Genomic DNA, 21,382 nt, shown 5'->3' with positions numbered 1-21,382 from the left:
TTAGTACTCAACAATGTACGCAACAAGATTGTCCAACGGATTTTTGCCTGTGTTCGCCAGAACAGAAATTATGACGAAAATTATACGATTTCACTTGTTTAGATCATAGAAATCGATCCGATCCGGGGTACACTTACAACCTCAAAAAATTCTCCAATATTCGTTGCCCAACATTACCGCTGATTTCGCAGTGAAACTGGGCGGCATAAAAGTTTTCTTTGTGCAGCATGGCACTGAACGGGCGAACGTATTCGCACTCGGCGATGGTATAGTCGCAAACATCAGCCGCGTAGCTGTGGACAAAATACATATAGGCCTGCTCCGGCAGACCGGCCGTTAGCGGACTACGCAGGTTGCTGATGCTGTTCCAGCCCATGTGCGGTACTTTATAACCCGGAGTAGTCGGGAACCGCCGGACATCAATATCGAAAATGCCCATGCAGGTCGTGTTGTTCTCCTCAGAGTAGCGGCACATGAGCTGCATACCGACGCAGGTACCCAGCACCGGCTGCTTCAGCGACGGAATCAGCGTATCCAGCCCCCGTTCACGGAGGTATGCCATCGCTGTGCTGGCTTCGCCCACGCCGGGGAAGATAACCTTGTCGGCGGAACGGATTTCGGCCTCGTCGTCGGTGAGCAGGTAGCCGGCGCCCAGCCGGTCCAGCGCGTACATGACGGACTGGACGTTGCCGGCGTTGTATTTGATGATGACTGTTTTCATAGCAAAAAAGCCCGGCTCATCGACAGAACCGGGCTTTGTGTGTATCGGAAAGTAATTTCGTTCAATACGGGTCACAAAAACAAAAGCACCGGTCTGTCCTCATTGGCAGACGTGATGATGGTGCTGATGAAATGCGATTGCTAAAATCATGAGGCAAAGGTACTCTCGTGAGGGGAAAATTACAATGATTTCATCGGCTATAATCATGCCGCTGAACCGTCGATAACTTCCTCGTTGGCCAGTACCTCAGAGGCATACATCAATGCAGCCAGAATATCAGCCTCTTCCAGATGAGGATACATGGTGAGTAAATCGGGGATAGTAGCTCCCTGAGACATCTTACGCAAGAGAAGTTCTACAGTAATCCGGGTTCCTTTGATAACCGGCTTACCTAACATAATCTGGTGGTCAGAACTGATTCGGTCTTTATAGGTCATATCCTGCTGCCTGTGCTTGTAACAAGTTAGCAAATTTTAAAACAAACTCCCCTGCACGACCTTCGGCTGCAAGGTTGGCTCTTTGAGGTTCAGGCCGCAATGCTCGTTTAGCTGCCGTACCCAGTGGAGTACCAGCTCGGGTGTGGTGTCGTTTTCGGCTCCGCCGTGGATAAAGAGGTAGGCGGTTTGCAGGCCACGCTCAAACCAGGTCTTCAGTCGCTGTACCCAGGCATCGGCTCGGGTGAAGTCGGTGGGGTGGCCGTCGTTGGCGATGAACCGCAGCACCAGCACGGGGCTTGATACACTCATGTGCAGCACGTCGCGCCGACCGGCTACGTCGGTCATCACCACATCCCGGCGTAGAGTGTGCAGGCCTTCCAGGGTCCGTTGCCAGGTCGAACCGCCATCGGCTTTGCGGAACCAGTCGGGGTGGCGGAACTCGACGGCGACCTCTAAGTCATCCGGCAGACTTCTGAGGTATCGCTCCAGGACTGGCCATTTATCAGGACCGAAAGCAGGAGGCAGTTGCAGAAAGGTGGTGCCTAAGAACTCTTCCAGACCCAGCACGGCATCGACAAACTCTTCCGTCAGCGCTTCACAGCCGACCAGCATGCGCTCGTGGCTGATGACCTGCGGAAACTTCGGGCAGTAGACAAACCCCTCCACGGCATCGCGTTTCCACTTGTCAATCATGGCTGCGGTCGGAATCTGGTAGTGCGTCAGGTTCAGCTCGATGGTGTTGAACTGCCGGGTGTAGTAAGAGAGGAAATCTTTTTCCTTCGCCTGGGAAGGGTAAATCTTGCCGACATAGTTTTTATTGGCCCAGATGGGGCCGCCGATGTAGACTTCCGGGTGCGATGCAGGCTCTGTTGTCTCCCAAACTTTCAGGTTATAGGGGTGGCCGGGCGGCAGCCTGAAATCGACGGTATGGAGGTTATGTACTTTGCCGAATTCCATGGTGTGCAGGAGTGAAGTGTCTTGTTAAAACTACGAAAAAAGGCTTTCGTTTTCGCGCCCGTTCTGAATTAACTAATTTTGTGGCACTTTATTGAGAACGTTCTGTTTGCTGCTAAAACGTATTGCCTCTGTTGTAGATTTAACCGCAAAGGCGCTAAGGTTTCGCAGAGGACGCAAAGGATAGCTGAGCATGATTTCGAAGACGTATAATCCGAAAGACATTGAAGAAAAGTGGTACCAGTATTGGCTGGACAAGCAGTTCTTCAAATCCACTCCTGACGACAGGGAGCCGTATACCATTGTGATACCGCCCCCGAACGTTACGGGTGTGCTGCATATGGGTCACATGCTGAACAACACGATTCAGGATGTGCTGATCCGGAAAGCCCGGATGGAGGGCAAAAACGCCTGCTGGGTGCCCGGTACCGACCACGCGTCTATCGCGACCGAAGCCAAAGTGGTGGCCATGCTGAAAGAGCAGGGCGTCAGCAAAAAAGACATTGGCCGGGAGAAGTTTATCGAACATGCCTGGGAGTGGACGCATAAATACGGCGGTATCATCCTGCAGCAACTCCGCAAACTCGGTGCGTCCTGCGACTGGGACCGGACCCGCTTTACCATGGAGCCGGCCCTGTACGATGCTGTTATCGAGGTGTTCGTCGACCTATACAACAAAGGCCAGATTTACCGGGGTGTCCGGATGGTGAACTGGGACCCGCAGGGCCGCACGGCCGTCTCCGACGAAGAGGTAATTACGAAAGAAGTTCAGCAGAAGCTTAGCTATATCCAATACCCGATAAAAGGGCAGGAGGGTGAGTTTGTAACGATTGCTACCGTTCGGCCGGAGACGATTATGGCCGATACCGCCATCTGCGTGAACCCCAACGACGAGCGGTACAAGCACCTGCACGGCAAAAAAGTGCTGATTCCGTTGATAGACCGGGAGATACCCATTATCACGGATGAGTACGTAACCATGGACTTCGGAACGGGCTGTCTGAAGGTAACGCCCGCTCACGACCCGAACGACTACGAGCTCGGCGTGAAGCATAACCTGCCGGTGATTGACATCCTGAACGAAGACGGTACGCTGAACGAGCAGGCGCAAATCTTCGTGGGTATGGACCGCTTTGCCGCCCGCAAGGCCATTATGAAGGAGTTGGAGGAGAAAGGGTACCTCGTTAAGACGGAAGAGTACAAGTCGAATGTGGGCTTCTCGGAGCGTACCAATGCGGTGATTGAGCCGAAATTGTCGCTGCAGTGGTTCCTGAAAATGAAGGACCTCTCGAAGCCGGCGCTGGAGAACGTCATGAATGATACTATTCAACTGCACCCGGCTAAGTTCAAGAATATGTACCGCTCGTGGATGGAAAACCCGCACGATTGGTGTATAAGCCGTCAATTGTGGTGGGGGCACCGGATTCCGGCGTTTTACATGAAAGACGGTACCATTATCGTGGCCAAGAACAAGCGGGAAGCCTTGCGGAAAGCGCAGCGTGAGCGGCTGCTGTTTGCCCTGACCGAAGCCGACCTGACGCAGGACGAGGACGTGCTGGATACCTGGTTCTCGTCGTGGTTGTGGCCCATGTCGGTGTTCGACGGATTCAAAGACCCGGACAATACCAATATAAACTACTATTACCCGACGAATGACCTCGTAACTGGTTTTGATATCATCTATTTCTGGGTCGCCCGGATGATTATAGCTGGTTATGAATTTAAAGGTCATCTGCCGTTCCGGAATGTGTATTTCACGGGTATGGTGCGCGACAAGCTCGGTCGTAAGATGTCGAAGCAGTTGGGTAACTCGCCCGACCCGGTTGGCCTTATAGAACAGTATGGTGCCGACGGCGTGCGGACGGGTATGCTGTTCAGTTCCCCGGCCGGCAACGACCTGCTGTTCGATGAAAAGCTATGTGAGCAGGGGCGTAACTTCTGTAACAAAATCTGGAATGCTTTCCGGCTCGTAAAAGGCTGGCAGGTAACCGAGCAGCCGGCAAATGGCGGCAATGAGTTGGCTATTCGCTGGTTTGAGGCAAAGCTGAGCCAGACGATAACCGACTTGCAGGACCATTTCAGCAAGTTCCGGATGTCGGATGCGTTGCAGACCATCTATAAACTTATCTGGGACGATTTCTGCTCGCAGTACCTGGAGATGATTAAGCCGGGTTTCGAGCTTCCCATCGATAAGGCAACATACGAGAGCACCATTGATTTCTTTGAGCGGCTGATGAAGCTGACGCATCCGTTCATGCCGTTCATCACCGAAGAAATCTGGCAGGACATCCGCCCCCGGCAGGACGGCGAAAGTATCTGCGTAGCCGATTACCCCAAAGCAGGCTCGGTGGATATGCAGGTTCTAGCCGATTTTGACCTCTTGTTCGAGCTGGTATCCGGCATCCGGAACATCCGCAACAGCAAGCAGATTGCGCCGAAGACGGAGCTGCCGCTGGCCATCCGCACCGAAACGCCGGACCGGTTCCGGCCGCTGGAGAGTCTGGTTCAGAAACTGGCGAATGTGTCGGAGATACAGTACGTCAGCGATAAGGCCGAGGGTATGTCGTTTGTGATTAAAGGCAATGAGTTTTACATCAACATCGCCGGCGAAATTGACGTGGATCAGGAGCGGGCCAACCTCGAAAAAGAGCTGGAGTACACCAAAGGCTTCCGCGATTCGGTGCAGAAAAAGCTGGCCAACGAGAAGTTTGTCGCCAACGCCAAGCCCGATGTAGTGGAGCGGGAACGGCAGAAACTCGCCGATGCTGAAGCCAAAATCAAAACACTGGAAGAGAGTCTCTTGGCACTTTCCAGGTAAAGCCAAAGGGCTGTTGCCTCAGAAAAGCTGGTCGCGAGGCCGGCTTTTTTTATTGTCAATGACTATCTCCGTGCCGGTTACATGTCCGTGCTGAGGCCATCCTGTTGTAAAACCCCTTTCACTCTCATACTCAAGTAAGCTGAAACATTGTAAAACCAGCGAGGCTGCCACCATAAAGCTACCGTTTAATAAATCTGTAAACTAAATCTCTACTGATTATCAAGACTTTATACGGGATTAAGATTTTTCTAATATTTTATATGGTTTTAATAACTAACTATATGTGACTTTAGATTACTCCTCTAAATCTTGAAACGTTATGAAACCGTTAGCTCCAGATTAAATTAATCCGTTTCCTGTGTGTATTTGTACTACTGAGGTGTTTGTTCAGCACATGACTTGTTTCTCAAAAAGGAACACTCAATACCAAACTTAATAACATCCCGCCAGGGATTGGCTGAATAGTGGCATCTATAGTTTAAGGTCTGCACCGAACTGCTTCATAGCAAACATTTCATTTTTTCACATTTAATCACTTCATAATTATGAAATTTATGCATTTACTAACCAAAACAAGTTTTGGCCTATTTTTAGGCACACTTCTTTTCATCCTGTCTGGGCTATATGGTATTTCAGTAAAAGCCAAGAGTACTATCAATGGTAGAAATCTTATAAGGTTAACTTCCTTAGCCAATTCTACCTTTAGAAACTCACCAACATCGCCTGAGGATAAAAAAAGACCAGCTAGTGATTACAAAAAAGCACGAGTAAAATCGAGACCTTTAAAAGTTGTAAAAAACGCCAAAACTAATAAAGCCAAAACATTTACCTGTACCAATCCGCCAAGTCCAGGTGTACCTAACGGTGGATTAGTCGTTGGATGTTCCCTGGGAGAAAGTATATCCATCAGCGCAGTTCCTACACTGCCTTCCTCTCCTTCTGACCCGTGTTACTTTCACTGTGGCATCCAATGGAACGGACCATCTAATTGGTTATTTACTGTTGGAAATTATAATTCTGGATATGGTCCATTTTGGGGCTCACAAGGCGGCCCTGGTTTGGACCCTATGATAATAACTGTACCAAGTAGTGGGGTTTCCAATGGTCAGGTTGGAACTGTGTCGATAACGGCGTATTACTCCGATTGTAATGCACCTTATAATACGTCAAGTTCCGCCATTCTCTGGTATGGTCCTGCATCGGTAAGTAATGGAACTATAAACGGAAATTTCTGGAATGGTGGTACCTACTACGTACCCAGTGGTTACTGCAATTTAGCTGCCACTATTGGCGGTGCATCGTCTATCAACTGGTACGTAGCCAATGGTAGTGGCTCGTTGTATACTAGTGGTAGTAATTGTAGTGTAAGTTTTAGCAATTTTGTTCGGGTCGTTGTCGAGGCAAGTAACCGGTGTTCCGGTGGCGGGTCATGGACTTTTTACCTGAGTACACAAGAAGGCTATTCAGGTTATCGAGTTGGTCCTAATCCAGGCAAAGATGTCGTGAGTTTATTGTTGGATTATGATGATATGGCAGGTACTGTCATACAAGGGATAACCTTATATGATGAAAGCAGAAAAGCGTGTTATCAGGCAGATGCACAACAACTAACGCAGTCTTTTAGTGGCAAAAGTTCAATTGAAATCTCTACGAAAGACTTAGCCAGAGGTACTTACTACCTCCATGTAAAAGTTGGCAACGAAGTTGAAAAGCATCAAATAATTCTGGAATAAAATAGTAATCTAAGAACAGCAGACTATACAAATGGTCTGCTGTTCTTATTTGTTAATAGACCTTAAACGTTAAAAAGACTTCATTTCACAACCTCCAAATTGTTGGTCAGCAAATCAGTAGTCGAGTTAAGTCTACAAGCTAACGATTAAAAGTACCATGGCCGTCTTTCGCTTATTAATTTGTGTTTTTATAACGGTTGCTTCTCAATTTCGCTTATGTGCCCAGAATCTGGTTCCAAATTCGAGTTTCGAATCTATTAGAAGAACTCATTGTGGCGGAATCTTTTCCCCACTTGATAACATTAAAAATTATGTTTATGACTGGGTAGCGCCTACTGGCGGAACCAGCGATATTCACTTTGTTACAGGTATAGCTGACACATGTACCAATAATTTAAGTAGATATAGCTTTCAACCCCATACAGGTAATGTATGTGCGGGCCTTTATACATTAGGGAATTCTCCCAGGCTAAGTGTAATATCGGGGGCACAGCCGTACCGGGAATATATACAGGTTAAATTAACCAGCCCTCTCACAGTTGGGCGGACCTACTATGTAGAATTTTACGTTTCTCCATTCGATGTTAATTTTGGCTCTATAGCCTCTTGTTACAGTAATAATTTGGGTGCCTATTTTTCAGTAGATTCAATCTACAAGCCTGTGGGGAATACTAATCAGTTTTCTGAATTTTTGTATCTCCCCCAAATCAACGAATCTCGTATTGTTAGTGAAACAGGTCGATGGCACAAGGTAAGTGGCTGCTTTCAGGCAAAAGAAGCCTACCAGTTTTTAACCATCGGGAACTTTTTTAGTGACCAACAGACCAGCTACATAGAAGTCGACAGACGCGGACGAGGAGCTTATTACTTCATTGATGATGTACTGGTAACCGAAACAAATCTTACCAATTACCCTCTGTTCTCCCTGCGGGATACCATCCTGTGCCCGGCCCGGTCTATCGACCTATCACTGCCCGATGATTCACAAACCCAGTACCGCTGGCAGGACGGTTCTACCGCCCCAACCTACACTATCCGTCAGGCCGGGCTGTATTCGGTTACCGCTACCTCCGGCCTCTGTACGCTGACCGACTCCTTTCGCGTGGCTCAGGAAGTGACCCTGCGCCTGCCGGCCGATACCACCTTGTGCCGGGGCATTCCTTTCGCCATAACACCGACGAGTGCCCCTAACACAACCTTGTTGTGGAGTAACGGCTTCCAGGGGTCCACCCTGTCGGTGGCCGAATCCGGCCTGTACTGGGTGCGCTCGGAATCGGCTGCCTGCCGGCAGGCGGATAGCATTCGTATCCGGGTTGTCGACTGCCCTGGTAACATACCCAATGTGTTCACCCCTAACAGCGATGGGGTCAATGAAACGTTTTTTATCGAGGGCATCAGCCTGCTTCCCTGGCGGCTGGAAGTCTTCAACCGCTGGGGAGGGCGGGTGTACCGAAGCGAGGCTTACCGGAACGAGTGGACCGGCGACGACCTGCCTGCCGGAACGTACTACTATGTACTCTCCAGCGCCCAGATTGACCGGCAGTACAAAGGCTGGGTACAACTGATTCGCTGACCCGCGCCCCCGCTCGCGATACAATCCGCTCCGGCGGGCCGGCGGACGAGCGAGAGATAACACAAAAGGGCTGTTGCCTCAGAAAAGCCGGTCTTATTGCCGGCTTTTTTGTTAATAAATTATAATATTCACTTCGTGTGCTAATTTAATTTATAAAAATTAGCAGAAAAGTATTACTCTTGAGCAAAGTTTACAAAGGCTCACTCACACCGTTGACAATTTTACAGAGATGAAAAAGGCTATTTTCCTGGACCGGGATGGCGTTTTGAATGAAGACCGGGTCGATTATGTCTACCGAACCGAGGATATGGTAATTCCGGATGGCGTAGCCGAGGGGCTACAGATGTTGAAAGAAGCCGGTTATTTGCTGATTGTGATTACCAATCAGGCAGGCATTGCCAAGGGACTGTACACCCGCGACGATGTGATGCGCTGCCACCACTATATTCAGACGAAGTGCGGCAACGTGCTGGACGATATCTACTACTGTCCGCACCATCCCGACTTCACCTCACGCTCGCTGGCCCGCAAACCCGAATCGCTGCTGCTGGAGAAGGCCATTGCCAAATACAATATCGACGTGAGCGGCTCCTGGATGTTTGGGGATGCCCTGCGCGACATCCAGGCCGGTCGGCGCGTGGGTGTCCGGACGGTATACATCACTCACAATATACCACAGCCCCCGGTAGGCGACGGTCATGCCGCCAGCCTACTGGAGGCCTCGCGGTATGTATTAAGCGTTGGTTGATACAGCGCGTTCGGTTTGGTGGTAAGCGCTGTCGTAGGCCGGACACGCACCCCGGCGGGCGCATGAACTAAGCGATAGCAAGGAGATGACACCGCAAAAGATAAGTAGCTTCTTCATGTTCATTCGATAAAAATACCGTTAATAGACAGACTAACTGTCTATTAACGGTAAAGATACTAATTTTCTTCTCTTACTAACTCCGCTTCCGGCTGACTTTCTTTTTCGGTCTCCGCTGTAGCCTCAGACTCGGCGGCAGCTTCGGCCTCAGCGGCTTCTTTTTCGGTAGGAGCCGGCTCGTCAGACGGGTTGAAGCCCAGGATACGCAGCATCACATCGCTGTTCTGTTCCGGGGCAAACAGCCGGGTTTTGATGCTCCCGTTTTCGTCTTTCTCCACAATCACGTGCTGCGGGGCCGGAATCAGGCAGTGCTGAATACCGCCGTAGCCGCCCAGCGATTCCTGGTAGGCCCCCGTATGGAACAGACCCACGTACTGGTCTTCCATATCGGTGTCGAAAATGGGCAGGTACAGGTCGGCGCTGTGCGCTTCGGTATTGTAGAAATCGTGCGAGTCGCAGGTGAGGCCGCCGAGGTTGACCTTCTGGTACGGGTTGTCCCAGTTGTTAACCGCCAGCATGATGTATTTCTGCCCTAAGCCCCACGAGTCGGGAAGCTGCGTGATAAACGAGCCGTCGATCATGTACCAGAGCTCCTTATCGTTCTGCAGCTTCTGGTCGATTACCTTGTAGATAACCGCCCCGCTTTCACCCACCGTGTAGCTGCCGAACTCCGTAAAGATATGCGGCACCGGCACGTTGTTTTTGTTGCAAATCCACTGGATACTCTCGATGATCTGGTCAATCATCGCCTGGTAATCGTACGCAAACTGAAACGACGTCTGAATCGGCAGGCCACCCCCAATGTCGATGGAGTCGAGATCCGGGCAGAGTTTCCGTAGTTCGCAGTACTTGTACATGAAGCGGCTCAACTCACTCCAGTAATACGCGCTGTCTTTGATGCCCGTATTGATGAAGAAGTGCAGCATCTTTAGCTTAAACTTCTCGCTGTTGGCAATCTTGGTTTTATACAGCTCGTTGATGTCGCTGTAGCGAATACCCAGCCGCGAAGTATAAAAAGCAAAATTCGGTTCCTCATCCGTCGCAATCCGAACACCCAGATTTACCGTTTCGGCGCTGACATTTTCATACGCGTCAATCTCACCCAGATGGTCAAGCACCGGAATACAGTTGGTAAATCCATCCTCAATCAGCTCCCGGATGTATTGGGTGTACAGGGGCCGCTTATAGCCGTTGCAGATGATGTAGGTACTCTGGTTCACCTTACCCAGCTTATACAATTCCCGGATAATGGGGATGTCGAAAGCCGAAGAGGTCTCCAGGTGAATATTATTTTTCAGTGCTTCTTCCAGCACGAAACGGAAATGGGATGACTTGGTACAATAACAGTACGTGTACGTTCCCTTGTAATTATACCGCTTTATCGCGTTCTTGAAAAGCAGTCGGGCGTGTTCAATATGCTCAGTGATTTTCGGCAGATACGTCAGTTTGAGCGGTGTACCGTACTGTTTGATAATGTCCATCAAGGGTACATTATTGAACAGCAGTTCATTGTTTTCGACGTGAAACTCCAGTGTAGGAAATTCAAAGGTCTGTTCGATCAGGTCGGTGTAAGTCTTCATCCCTTAGTCCGGCGCATAAAACGTGTTTGGTTGGTCAAAAAAAAAGTGTGCGAAATTGGCACAAAATACAATGTCAGGCAACTGAACATCATACCCAAGTTACACAACGCAAAACTGCTGGTTTTTGATTCTGAATACCCATAAATTTTACCGCTCCGGCAGATTATCGGCCCGGTTTCGGCAAACCGAAAAGTTACCGTAATTTTGCACCCATTTCCGACCAGACAAATCAGCGAATGAAGCCGAAGGCTATTCATTTTATTTCCATTGGTGGCAGCGCCATGCATAACCTGGCGATTGCCCTTTATCGGCAGGGATATCAGATCACCGGTTCCGACGACGAAATCTACGAACCCTCCCGCACGCGGTTGCAGCAGTATGGCCTGCTGCCCGAACAGGATGGCTGGTTCCCGGAAAAAATTCATAAAGACCTCGATACCGTTATTCTGGGTATGCACGCCAGAGCCGATAATCCGGAACTGGCCAGAGCGCAGGAATTAGGCCTGCCGGTGTACTCGTACCCCGAATACATCTTTCAGGAAAGCGAGCAGAAACAGCGGGTCGTTATCACCGGCAGTCATGGCAAAACCACTATTACGGCCATGATTCTGCACGTGCTGAAGTATTTCAACCGGAATTTTGATTACCTGGTGGGTGCCCAGATTGAGGGCTTTGACACGATGGTGCGACTGACCGAAGACGCTCCGCTCATCGTCATCGAAGGCGACGAGTATGCCACGTCACCCCTCGATCAGCGCCCGAAGTTCGTGCATTACCAGCCCCATATCGCCGTTATCAGCGGCATTGCCTGGGACCACGTCAACATTTATCCGACCTACGAAGAGTACGTCGACCAGTTTGAACTGCTGGCCGAAGCGATGCCGAAGGCGGGGGTACTCATCTTCGACGAAACCGATGATATGCTTGACGTCATTGGTCTCAAGGAACGTCCCGATGTGCATAGTGTCCCCTATCAAGCGCATCGGCACCGGATTTTGCATGGTCAGACTGTACTGGTTACCGACACCGGAAGAGATGTGCCGGTGCTGGTGTTCGGCGAACACAACATGAAGAACATCAGCGGAGCCATGGCCGTCTGCGACCGACTGGGTGTCACCAGCGAAATGTTCTACGAAGCCATTCAGAGTTTCAAGGGAGCTGCCCGTCGACTGGAAAAAGTGGCCGAGAACGACGGCCGGATATTATACCGCGATTTTGCCCACGCCCCCTCCAAAGTTGAGGCTACCACGCAGGCCGTAAAAGAGCAGTATCCCGACCGTAAGCTGCTGGCAGCCGTGGAACTGCATACGTTCAGCAGCCTGAACAAAAATTTTCTGAGCCAGTACAAAAACCGGCTCGACGCGGCCGATGTGGCGGCTGTGTACTTCAACGAACACACGCTCCAGCAGAAGCGCCTGGCACCCATCTCCGTCGACGATGTAAAAACCGCCTTCGACCGGCCCGACCTGAACGTATTTACCGACACCGCGGACCTGGAGAATTTTCTGTTGCAGCAGCGGCAGGCCGCCAATGTATTTTTGCTGATGAGTTCCGGCACCTACGGCGGACTGGACATCCTGAAAGTAGCGAACGAGTTGGTGTAGTGTTATTTGAATTGTATATGCAAAGTATAGTAGTTTACTGCGGTTCCAACCCCGGAACCAACATGAAATACCGGGATGTTGCCGTTGAACTGGGGCAAAAACTGGCATCCCGCAAAATCCGGCTCATCTACGGGGGCGGCAACCTCGGCCTGATGGGTACCGTGGCCGATGCGGCTTTAACGGCCGGCGGTCAGGTAACCGGCGTGATCCCCAACTTTCTGGCCCAACTGGAAGTGGCCCACAAAACTCTTACTGAACTGCACTTTGTGGAGACCATGCACGAGCGGAAGTTCAAGATGGTGCAGCTTTCCAAAGGCGTTATTGCGCTGCCCGGTGGTTACGGTACACTGGATGAGCTATTCGAGATTCTGGCGTGGCGGCAGCTAAAGCTGTACGATGGTCCGGTGGCGGTTCTTAACGTCAACGGCTTTTACGACCTGATGCTGAAGCAGCTCGATCGTATGGTAGAAGAAGGCTTTCTGAAGCCGGAAAACCGGGCATTGCTCATTGTGGCAGAAACCATTGACGAGATTCTGGCGGAGTTCGAAGCTTTTTGGGAGGAGGTTATATAACCGGGGGCCAGTAGACTAACAATAGCGTATCTTCGTTTTTTGTAAAACCACCTGAGCGTAAAGCGAATGAACTGTAAAGGCGCTATTCTGATAGGTCTTTTCTCTATTATGGCCGGCAAAGCCATTGCCCAGCAGAATACCCAGGCCAAAGCCGAAAACCTGGGCGGGCAGGTCAATACGGAGTACAACGAAATTAATCCGGTAATCTCGCCCGACGGCAAAACGCTCTATTTTGCCCGCATCAGCCACCCACAGAATACCCACGGGGCCAAAGGCAGTCAGGATATCTGGTACTCGGAACTGCAACCCGACGGGAAGTGGGGCACCGCCCGGCGTATGGGCTTCCCGCTCAACAAGGACGAGTATAACAGCGCCTACAGCATCACGCCCGACGGCAATACCATGCTCATTAAGGGGGCCTACAACAACGGCAATTACGAAACCAGAGGCTTTTCCATCAGCAAGCGCACGGCTAACGGCTGGTCGGCTCCGCAGAAACTGGCTATTCCGGGTTATGAAAAAATGAGCCAGGGGCAGTTCGATTGCGGCTTTATGTCGGCCGACGGCAAGGTGCTGGTTATGGCGTTCAGCGAGAAGAAGAACAGCAAGGAGGATGATATTTACGTCAGCTTCCGGCAAAAAGACGGCTCCTGGAGTAAGCCGATGAACCTCGGCCCGGATGTCAACTCCAAATTTACCGAGACAACGCCTTTTCTGGCTCCCGACGGGGCTACGCTGTACTTCTCCAGCGACCGTGAAGGTGGCCTGGGCAGCAATGATATTTACGTGACCAAGCGGGTTGATAAAACCTGGAAACGCTGGTCGAAACCGGTGAACCTGGGCCCGGCCATCAACACCGAAGGCTATGATGCCTACTACTCCGTAGCGGCTTCCGGCGAATACGCCTACATGACCACGTTCAAGAACACGATGGGAAAAGGCGATGTGGTCCGCATCAAGCTAATCGACACCAGCCAGCCCGATACCCAGGCTCCGAAAGAGACGCTGCCCGACCCCGTGGTGCTGATTAGCGGCAAGGTAATAGATGAGAAAACCGGCAAGCCTATTGAAGCCCGCATTGTGTATGAGACGCTGCCCGACGGTGCCGAAGCCGGGGAGGCTATCTCCAACCCGCTCACGGGTGAATACAAGATTGTGCTGCCCTACGGCAAGAAATACAGCATGAGAGCCATTGCTAAAGACTTCATCGCCGAAGGGGAAAACATAGACCTGACCGAAACCAAGGGCTACCAGGAAATCAAAGGCAAAGAGCTGAAACTGGTACCCATCGAAGTGGGCCGCTCCGTGCGTCTGAACAACATCTTCTTCGACGTCAACAAATCCGAACTGCGTCCTGAGTCCTTCCCCGAGCTTGACCGCGTTGTCGTCACCCTGAACGAGAATCCCAAAATGACCATCGAACTCGGCGGTCATACCGACAATACCGGCTCCGACGAGTCAAACCTGAAACTCTCGCAGGACCGCGCCGACTCCGTGCGGGAATACCTCATCGGCAAAGGTATCGAGCCCGACCGCGTCGGCAGCAAAGGCTACGGCGAAAGCAAGCCCGTTGCCACCAACGACACCGACGAAGGCCGCCAGCAAAACCGGCGGGTGGAGTTTGTGATTGTTAAAAAATAGAACGAGAACGTTCCAAGTTCAATGTTCCAGGTTCCAGGTTCCAGGTTAAGGCAGAGCAACCTGAAACCTGAAACTTAAAACCGTCTCAATCTAACCCCGGTCGTCTGAACGCCCGCGCATCCGGAAACAGCGCTTCGACTTCCCGGCGGAGGGTGTAGAGGAGGGCGAGCATATCCAGTATATCGTCGGTTTTGTCGGGGAAAAGGGTGATAACCGTCTCCCAGGCAGCCATGGAGTGATCGATGCTGACCAGCAACAGTTTGGCTTTGCCGTTGTAGTAATCCAGTAAGTGGCTATCGGTGGTAGGTTCCGTCAGGATACGCAGGGCCGAAGTGGTTTTTACCGGAATTAATGTACGGTACCAGCGGATGATTTCACAGGCATCTTTAAGGCTGTTAAGGATGGCAAGTGCTTCATCGTCAGACCGAATCTCCAAACTTACTTCCTGCAACTGCTGCCGGCCGGCGTCTTCCAGCAGGCTCTTCTCCTGGTGCAGCCAATGGCCGGTCGAGGTCAGGTAGCGATTCGCCAGCATGGAAACCGGATGCTGTTTAGCCTGCTGCCGACGAAAAGCGGCCTGAATTTCCAGGGCCTGTCTCTCTGCTTCGCGGGCTTCATCTGCGCCGGCTGATTCTTTTTCCTGCTGTAGTTTACCCAGGTATTGTTTCGTCAGGTTCAATGCTTCGGTAAGCTGCTGTACCAGCGATGCGTTGGGGTCGGCGTTTTTTGTATCTTCGTCTGTTTTTTTCTGAAGGTAACTCTGGCAACGCTGCGTGAACAGACAACGCTCACACCACGAATTACAATAATTGTATATTCCGGGGATTACATCAGGGCGCGTATTCATAGGTTGTTACGGTAAATTGTGCAATAATGTTCTGTAAATATAACGAAACACAGAGATGTGTTCTGTTTAAAATGCAATTAAATTTAAAAGTATTCGGTGGGACTTCTACTTGTCTGTTCATCATTTTTGGCAAACCTGAAGCAATGTTCACCTATTTTTGTGCCATGAATTATTCCTGCTAAAAGCCAATATATCACTTCTGCATGAGACACTTAACCCTCGCAGTAACAGCCCTGGCTGTTGCGTGTGCCCTCCCACCAGACGCTGTTGCTCAGAAAAAAGTAAAGAAAATCGCTACTACGCCCGCAGTAATTTCAATCACGGCACCTGCCGAACGCATGGCCGGCGTACAGCAGCGCCAAAAACTGGCCGATGCCTCGCTTATCAAGAATATCCCCTTCCGGTCGGTAGGGCCAACGGTCATGAGCGGCCGGGTGGTGGACCTGGACGTTAACCCGGATAATCCGACGCAGTTTTATGTCGCCTACGCTAGTGGTGGACTCTGGCGCACCGATAACAATGGCATTTCCTTTACGCCCCTGTTCGATAATGAGGCTGTAATGACCATCGGTGCTATCGCCGTTGATTGGAAAAACAACACCATCTGGATTGGCACGGGCGAGTCGAACGCCAGCCGGTCGTCGTACGCGGGCCTGGGTATGTACAAGAGTCTCGATGGGGGCAAAACCTGGCAGCACCTGGGCTTAGCCGATAGTCACCACATTGGCCGCATTGTGCTGCACCCGACCAACCCGAATACGGCCTGGGTGGCGGCTGTCGGCCACCTCTACACGCCGAACCCGGAGCGGGGTATTTACAAGACGACCGACGGCGGCAAAACCTGGGCAAAAACATTGTATATCGATGATAAAACCGGCGCTATCGACGTTGATATTGACCCCGCTAACCCGCAGGTGCTCTACGCCAGCATGTGGCATAAAGAGCGTCGGGCCTGGAATTTTGTGGAAGGTGGCAAAACATCCGGTATTTACAAGAGCACCGATGGGGGCACTACCTGGAAGCTGATCACGGGCGGCAGCAGTGGCTTCCCGCAGGACGAGAACAGCGGGCGCATCGGGCTTAGCATCTTTCCAAAGAGCACGAATACCCTTTACGCGATTCTGGACAACCAAACGGCCCGCCCAAAAAAAGAGCAGAAGAACGACCCCCACAAGCTAACCAAAGACCAGCTTCGGGTGATGTCGAAAGACGATTTTCTTAAAGCCGAAGATGCGGTACTGACGGAATACCTCGATGAGCAGAACTTCCCCGAAAAGTACACGGCCAAATCGCTCAAGGAACTGGTACAATCGGATAAGATTAAACCCATTGCCGTGCTGGAATACACCGACGATGCCAATTCACGAATCATCAACACGGATGTTATCGGCGCCGAAGTGTACCGGTCGGACGATGCCGGGCAGTCGTGGCGCAAGGTCAACGCCGATTACCTCGACGGCCTGTATAACACCTATGGCTACTACTTCGGGAATGTCTGGATTGCACCCGACAATGCCGACAAGATTGTGATTGCGGGCGTACCCGTCATCCGCTCCGAAGATGGCGGAAAGACCTACAAGGGGATGGACAACGGCAACGTTCATGCCGACCACCATGCGCTCTGGATTAATCCGAAGAACAATAATCACATGATTCTGGGGAATGATGGAGGGGTGAACATTACCTACGATAACGGCAAAACCTGGTTCAAGGCCAATACCCCGGCGGTCGCCCAGTTTTACGCCATTGCGGTGGATATGGCAAAGCCGTACAACGTGTACGGAGGCTTACAAGACAACGGCGTCTGGTTCGGGCCGGGCAATTACAAAGCCTCATACGACTGGTTCGATGGCGGTCAGTATCCATACAAGCGCCTGCTCGGCGGAGACGGTATGCAGGTGCAGGTCGACTGGCGGGACAACAACACGGTCTATACCGGCTTCCAGTTCGGCAACTATTTTCGCATTAACAGGCAAACCGGCGAAATGAAGCGGCTGACGGTGCCGCAGGAGGTAGGCGAGGCAAAACTGCGGTGGAACTGGCAGGCACCTATTCTGCTGTCGCGGCACAACCAGGATGTGGTGTACTTCGGATCCAACCGATTCCACCGCAGCATGAACCGGGGCGATGAATTCAAGACCCTTTCGGGCGACCTGACCAAAGGGCTCAAAACCGGCGATGTCTCGTTTGGTACCCTGACGACCATCGATGAGTCACCCCTGAAGTTTGGCCTGCTCTACGTTGGCAGTGACGATGGGCTGGTGCATGTCTCGCAGGATGGCGGCTATACCTGGACGCGCATCTCCGACAAACTGCCGCAGGACCTATGGGTTAGCCGCGTCACGGCCTCGGCCCATGACGAAGGCACCGTCTATGTCTCCCTGAACGGCTACCGCGACGACCATTTTAACGCCTATGTCTTCCGCTCCACCGACTACGGTCAGACGTGGCAACCCATCGGGACCGATTTGCCGATGGAGCCGGTGAACGTAGTGAAAGAAGACCCGAAGAACTCAAACATTATGTACGTTGGCACTGACCACGGAGTGTATGTATCACTTAACAAGGGGCGTACGTTTATGCACCTGAATGGTGGTATGCCGGCTGTTGCCGTACACGACCTGGTAGTACATCCCCGCGACAACGATCTGATTGTGGGCACGCATGGCCGTTCACTGTACATCGGCAGCGTTGAGCATCTCCAGCAACTGACGGATACGCTCACCAATAAGCCCATCCATATCTTCGCGCTGAAGCCGGCTTCCTACAGCCCAAACTGGGGCCGCATGTACAACAAATACGAAGAAGCACCAGCGTATAAATTTGAGTTGCCGTTTTACGTGAAAACGGCCGGCAAAACAACCGTTCGCCTGACGACCGACAAAGGGTTAACACTGAAAACGCTCACCGACGACAGCGAAGCCGGCCTGAACTACCTCACCTACGACTATTCGGTAGATGCATCGGTGGCCGAGGGGTATCAGAAATACCTGAACGATACCCGGAAAAAAGACGAAAAAGAAGTAGACCTGAAGCCCGCCGACGACAAAAAGGTGTACCTGCGGCCGGGCAAATACACGTTTGTGTTTGAAACCTCCTCAGGAGCCAAAGCCGAAAAAGAGTGGGAGTTGAAAGCACCCGAGCGCCGGAGCCGCCGGGCCATTACGCTGCCCAACGCCTATGGCTCGCCCGGTGAGTTCGAAGAGTGGATGGAAGAAATGAGCGTAGAGGAGACGAAGTAGCGCGGCACAAAATAAGTTATATGACGGTTGCTTTACCCATGCTATGAAAAAAATTGCACCTTCATTTTTGCTTTTTTTTATCGTTTCATCAGCCGCCAAAGCCGGGTTGTGGCAGATGCGATCCACAACGAAAGCCGTTCAGGAACTGCGGCAGAGCCGATGGCCGGGTCAGGAGGACGAAATAGTCAGGGGAGGAGAGACGCCGGAACATGTAGTTCTTCAGAAGCGACTGCTGCCCACGTCGAACCCACTGCGGACTGTGCTGGACAAGCGGCTCGACGATGCTGTTACCCGGTTTGTGCAGGAGCAGGGCAACGTGGTGGGTCTTTGCGTGGGTGTGGTACGCAAAGACAGCGTTTTTGTGTACGGCTACGGCGAAACGGCCAAAGGTACTAATCGTCTTCCCAATGGTAACACCGTGTTTGAGATTGGATCGGTGAGTAAGACGTTTACCGCTACGCTGCTGGCGGAGGCTGTGCGGGACAATAAAATTAAACTGGAGGCTCCGGTAAACCGTTACCTGCCCGATTCAATTCCGATATTGCAGAAAAATGGCGTGCCGGTAACGGCTAAAATGCTTTCCAATCATACCTCAGGTCTGCCCCGCTTACCTGATAATTTGTTTAGCGGTTCCATCAGCCTGATCAACCCCTACAAACATTACACCCACCAGGACTTATTTGCCTGGCTGAAACGGGCACAACTTTTGCGGCAGCCCGGCACGCAGTATGAATACTCCAACCTGGCCGTTGGCCTGCTGGGCGTCATTCTGGAGCGGGTGCATGCCATGCCCTACGAGTCGCTGGTAAAAGACCATATTACCCGGCTCCTGGGTATGCAGCATACAACCATCACCCTTACCAAAGCCGGGCAGGCAGATATGGCCCAGGGGTATAATGACCGGAAAGAACCTGCTTCGGTTTGGGACTTTCAGGCATTAGCCGGGGCCGGAGGTATCCGGTCAACGGTCAACGATATGCTGATCTACCTGAAGGCACAGTGGGGCAAAGGCCCTAAGCCATTGGTCAAAGCTATGGCCCTGGCGCATAAGCCGACTTATACGCAGGAGGGGCGCGTTGTCGGCCTGGGGTGGCATATGGCCACTGGCGACATTCAGGGCTGGTTATGGCATAACGGCAAAACGGGCGGTTATTCCAGCTTCGCCGGATTTCGGAAGGACCGGCAAATGGCCGTAGTTATCCTGGCAAACTCCCTGACCGATCTGGATAAGCTGGGTGTCGAGCTGGTGAAGGTAGTGGGGCAGTAGCCGGAGGGAGAGAAATTTTTTGTACCTTACAACCGTGTAAGCAGAAGTCGGGTCTTAGCATCAGGAGTTTACCTTAGATGGACTCATTATGAAACACAGACTTTTACTGTTCGTCATTACCGGGTTGCTGGCTGCGTGTCGGCAGGAGATTGAGCCGGAGTCGGCTACCCTGGCGGGCCGGCTGGCGGGAGCCTACCAGACTAACAGCTTTCTGGATGTGCTGTGTATTGCGCTGCCGGCTGATAAAATGCCCGTAGCAGAACTGAAGGCCGAATCGGACAGTGAGGTGACCGTAACGCTGCGCCGGTTTCATCCGGATACCAATACCCAAACGCTGACGAACATTACCTTGCAACCTCAGGCCGACAAAAGTATCCGCCTGCTGTATAACGGCGAGGTAATCGGCACCTATCAGACCGACCGGGTATTTACCAACAGTGGTATGGAAACCCAGGGGAATGTGCTGCGGATAGCCAAAGCAGACAACGACTCCCGGAACAAGCTGTACTTTATCGGCTACAAACGGTAAAACAAAACGGCGCGACACCCTCGGATGCCGCGCCGTACTTAATAATGACCAGCTTGCTTATTTGATCGCAAATTCGCCGTTGCCAATCTTATAACCTTCTGAGTACAATTCAACCGTGTACTTGCCCGGCTTATACGGGATACCACGAGTGTAGAGCAGTTCGACACTCTGGTTATTGTTGGTGTAATTAATCGTCTGCTTCGTCGTGTAAACCGTTTCGTTGCCGTTTACCGTAAACATGCCGGAACCGTTGGCCATGTCTGATACAACGGCACCGTCCGGATCAAGCACCCGAACATACACTTCTTTCGGCTCTTCTCTCGTCAGCGGGTTATCCAGCAGCGTATACATAAACTTCAGCTTATCTACCCGACGCGCTTTAAAGCTTTCACCTTCCCTAACTTTACCACGGGGATTAACGGCATAAACCCGAACGTTCTGCGCTTTCAGTGCCGAGGCACGCGTTACTTTGTCCGCCAGTTCTTTATTGACCGTCGTAATCGTCGCTACCGTATCCCGCAGGCTTTGCTTCTCGGTTTTCAGGGTTGTATTTTCCTGATTCAGCGTTTCGTTATTAGTAGCCAGGGTTACATTTTCGCGCTGTAGACCGGCAATGAGCGTATCTTTCTCCGAGAGGAATCGCTCATACTCCTTGATCTTCGCTTCGTATTTGGCAATAGATACCCGCTGTCCCCGACGTAAAGCCGCTTTATCGACTTCCAGTTGCTCTTTTACTTTGAGCAGTTCGCTTACATCGCCACCCAGCTTCTGAACTTCAGCAATCTTGGCATCCAGCGCGGTAGAGATCGAATCCAGCTTTACCCGTGTGGCCGACAGTTCTTCGACCCGCTGCGAAATGGTAACTTCCTGGTTTTCGGCTACCTTCTTCTGGTCAAAGTACAGGTAGCTGGTAATACCGGCCAGACCCGTCATGATGATCAGAGCGGCCAGCAATGCGCCGTTCGCTTTCGACTTAGGCTGATTGTTTTCCATAAAAAT

Annotated in this window: 16 protein-coding genes and 1 pseudogene; 11 read left to right on the top strand and 6 right to left on the bottom strand. The window is 51.5% G+C overall.

Going from position 1 to position 21,382, the window contains the following annotated elements; genetic code table 11:
* Window positions 1-102: pseudogene (locus ABD931_RS29385) on the top strand (IS110 family transposase); the annotation flags it as partial.
* Between the two features lie 31 nt (window positions 103-133).
* Here ABD931_RS29385 and hisH read toward each other — a convergent pair.
* The 3 genes from hisH to ABD931_RS18305 form a co-directional block, all read right to left on the bottom strand.
* Window positions 134-721 (bottom strand): imidazole glycerol phosphate synthase subunit HisH, encoded by a 588-nt coding sequence (gene hisH / locus ABD931_RS18315; RefSeq protein WP_345269318.1) that lies wholly within the window; start codon window positions 719-721, stop codon window positions 134-136.
* Between the two features lie 203 nt (window positions 722-924).
* Window positions 925-1,158 carry a DUF433 domain-containing protein gene (locus ABD931_RS18310; protein WP_345269317.1) on the bottom strand — a complete coding sequence of 78 codons (234 nt, stop codon included), beginning with the start codon at window positions 1,156-1,158 and terminating at the stop codon, window positions 925-927.
* Window positions 1,159-1,194: 36 nt separating this feature from the next.
* Window positions 1,195-2,115, bottom strand: a complete 921-nt coding sequence (locus ABD931_RS18305) for a DUF72 domain-containing protein (protein WP_345269316.1) — start codon at window positions 2,113-2,115, stop codon at window positions 1,195-1,197.
* A 190-nt stretch (window positions 2,116-2,305) separates the two neighbouring features.
* On the opposite strand from ABD931_RS18305, the gene ABD931_RS18300 reads away from it, so the two are divergent.
* The 4 genes from ABD931_RS18300 to ABD931_RS18285 all read left to right on the top strand — a co-directional run bounded on the left by ABD931_RS18300 (window position 2,306) and on the right by ABD931_RS18285 (window position 8,984).
* Complete coding sequence (locus ABD931_RS18300) at window positions 2,306-4,930, top strand: valine--tRNA ligase (protein WP_345269315.1); 2,625 nt, start codon at window positions 2,306-2,308, stop codon at window positions 4,928-4,930.
* A gap of 545 nt (window positions 4,931-5,475) precedes the next feature.
* Window positions 5,476-6,663 (top strand): T9SS type A sorting domain-containing protein, encoded by a 1,188-nt coding sequence (locus ABD931_RS18295; protein WP_345269313.1) that lies wholly within the window; start codon window positions 5,476-5,478, stop codon window positions 6,661-6,663.
* Between the two features lie 691 nt (window positions 6,664-7,354).
* The gene (locus tag ABD931_RS18290; RefSeq protein WP_345269312.1) at window positions 7,355-8,236 is read left to right on the top strand and encodes a T9SS type B sorting domain-containing protein; all 882 of its coding nucleotides are present in this window, start codon (window positions 7,355-7,357) and stop codon (window positions 8,234-8,236) included.
* A 229-nt stretch (window positions 8,237-8,465) separates the two neighbouring features.
* Entirely contained in the window at window positions 8,466-8,984 is a 519-nt protein-coding gene (locus tag ABD931_RS18285) for a D-glycero-alpha-D-manno-heptose-1,7-bisphosphate 7-phosphatase (RefSeq protein WP_345269311.1), read from the top strand.
* 176 nt (window positions 8,985-9,160) lie between these two features.
* Here the strand turns inward: ABD931_RS18285 and ABD931_RS18280 are convergent, their stop codons facing one another.
* Window positions 9,161-10,681: a type III PLP-dependent enzyme domain-containing protein gene (locus ABD931_RS18280; RefSeq protein ID WP_345269310.1), complete on the bottom strand. Its 1,521-nt coding sequence runs from the start codon at window positions 10,679-10,681 to the stop codon at window positions 9,161-9,163.
* Between the two features lie 236 nt (window positions 10,682-10,917).
* On the opposite strand from ABD931_RS18280, the gene ABD931_RS18275 reads away from it, so the two are divergent.
* The 3 genes from ABD931_RS18275 (at window position 10,918) to ABD931_RS18265 (ending at window position 14,498) form a co-directional block, all read left to right on the top strand.
* Window positions 10,918-12,285, top strand: a complete 1,368-nt coding sequence (locus ABD931_RS18275) for a UDP-N-acetylmuramate--L-alanine ligase (protein ID WP_345269309.1) — start codon at window positions 10,918-10,920, stop codon at window positions 12,283-12,285.
* Between the two features lie 17 nt (window positions 12,286-12,302).
* A complete protein-coding gene (locus ABD931_RS18270) occupies window positions 12,303-12,857 on the top strand; it encodes an LOG family protein (RefSeq protein ID WP_345269308.1) in 555 nt (184 codons plus the stop codon).
* Between the two features lie 108 nt (window positions 12,858-12,965).
* Window positions 12,966-14,498 (top strand): OmpA family protein, encoded by a 1,533-nt coding sequence (locus ABD931_RS18265; RefSeq protein WP_370469331.1) that lies wholly within the window; start codon window positions 12,966-12,968, stop codon window positions 14,496-14,498.
* Between the two features lie 85 nt (window positions 14,499-14,583).
* Here the strand turns inward: ABD931_RS18265 and ABD931_RS18260 are convergent, their stop codons facing one another.
* Window positions 14,584-15,345: a hypothetical protein gene (locus ABD931_RS18260; protein WP_345269306.1), complete on the bottom strand. Its 762-nt coding sequence runs from the start codon at window positions 15,343-15,345 to the stop codon at window positions 14,584-14,586.
* Window positions 15,346-15,548: 203 nt separating this feature from the next.
* On the opposite strand from ABD931_RS18260, the gene ABD931_RS18255 reads away from it, so the two are divergent.
* The 3 genes from ABD931_RS18255 (at window position 15,549) to ABD931_RS18245 (ending at window position 20,383) form a co-directional block, all read left to right on the top strand.
* A complete protein-coding gene (locus ABD931_RS18255) occupies window positions 15,549-18,587 on the top strand; it encodes a WD40/YVTN/BNR-like repeat-containing protein (protein WP_345269305.1) in 3,039 nt (1,012 codons plus the stop codon).
* A gap of 43 nt (window positions 18,588-18,630) precedes the next feature.
* Window positions 18,631-19,854 carry a serine hydrolase domain-containing protein gene (locus ABD931_RS18250; RefSeq protein ID WP_345269303.1) on the top strand — a complete coding sequence of 408 codons (1,224 nt, stop codon included), beginning with the start codon at window positions 18,631-18,633 and terminating at the stop codon, window positions 19,852-19,854.
* Between the two features lie 88 nt (window positions 19,855-19,942).
* A complete protein-coding gene (locus tag ABD931_RS18245; RefSeq protein ID WP_345269302.1) occupies window positions 19,943-20,383 on the top strand; it encodes a hypothetical protein in 441 nt (146 codons plus the stop codon).
* Between the two features lie 57 nt (window positions 20,384-20,440).
* Here the strand turns inward: ABD931_RS18245 and ABD931_RS18240 are convergent, their stop codons facing one another.
* The gene (locus tag ABD931_RS18240; protein ID WP_345269301.1) at window positions 20,441-21,376 is read right to left on the bottom strand and encodes a DUF8428 domain-containing protein; all 936 of its coding nucleotides are present in this window, start codon (window positions 21,374-21,376) and stop codon (window positions 20,441-20,443) included.
* Between the last annotated feature and the right edge of the window lie 6 nt (window positions 21,377-21,382).

The organism is Nibrella viscosa (assembly GCF_039541875.1).
Lineage (GTDB): Bacteria > Bacteroidota > Bacteroidia > Cytophagales > Spirosomataceae > Nibrella > Nibrella viscosa.
This window is presented reverse-complemented; position numbering and strand designations above follow the sequence as displayed.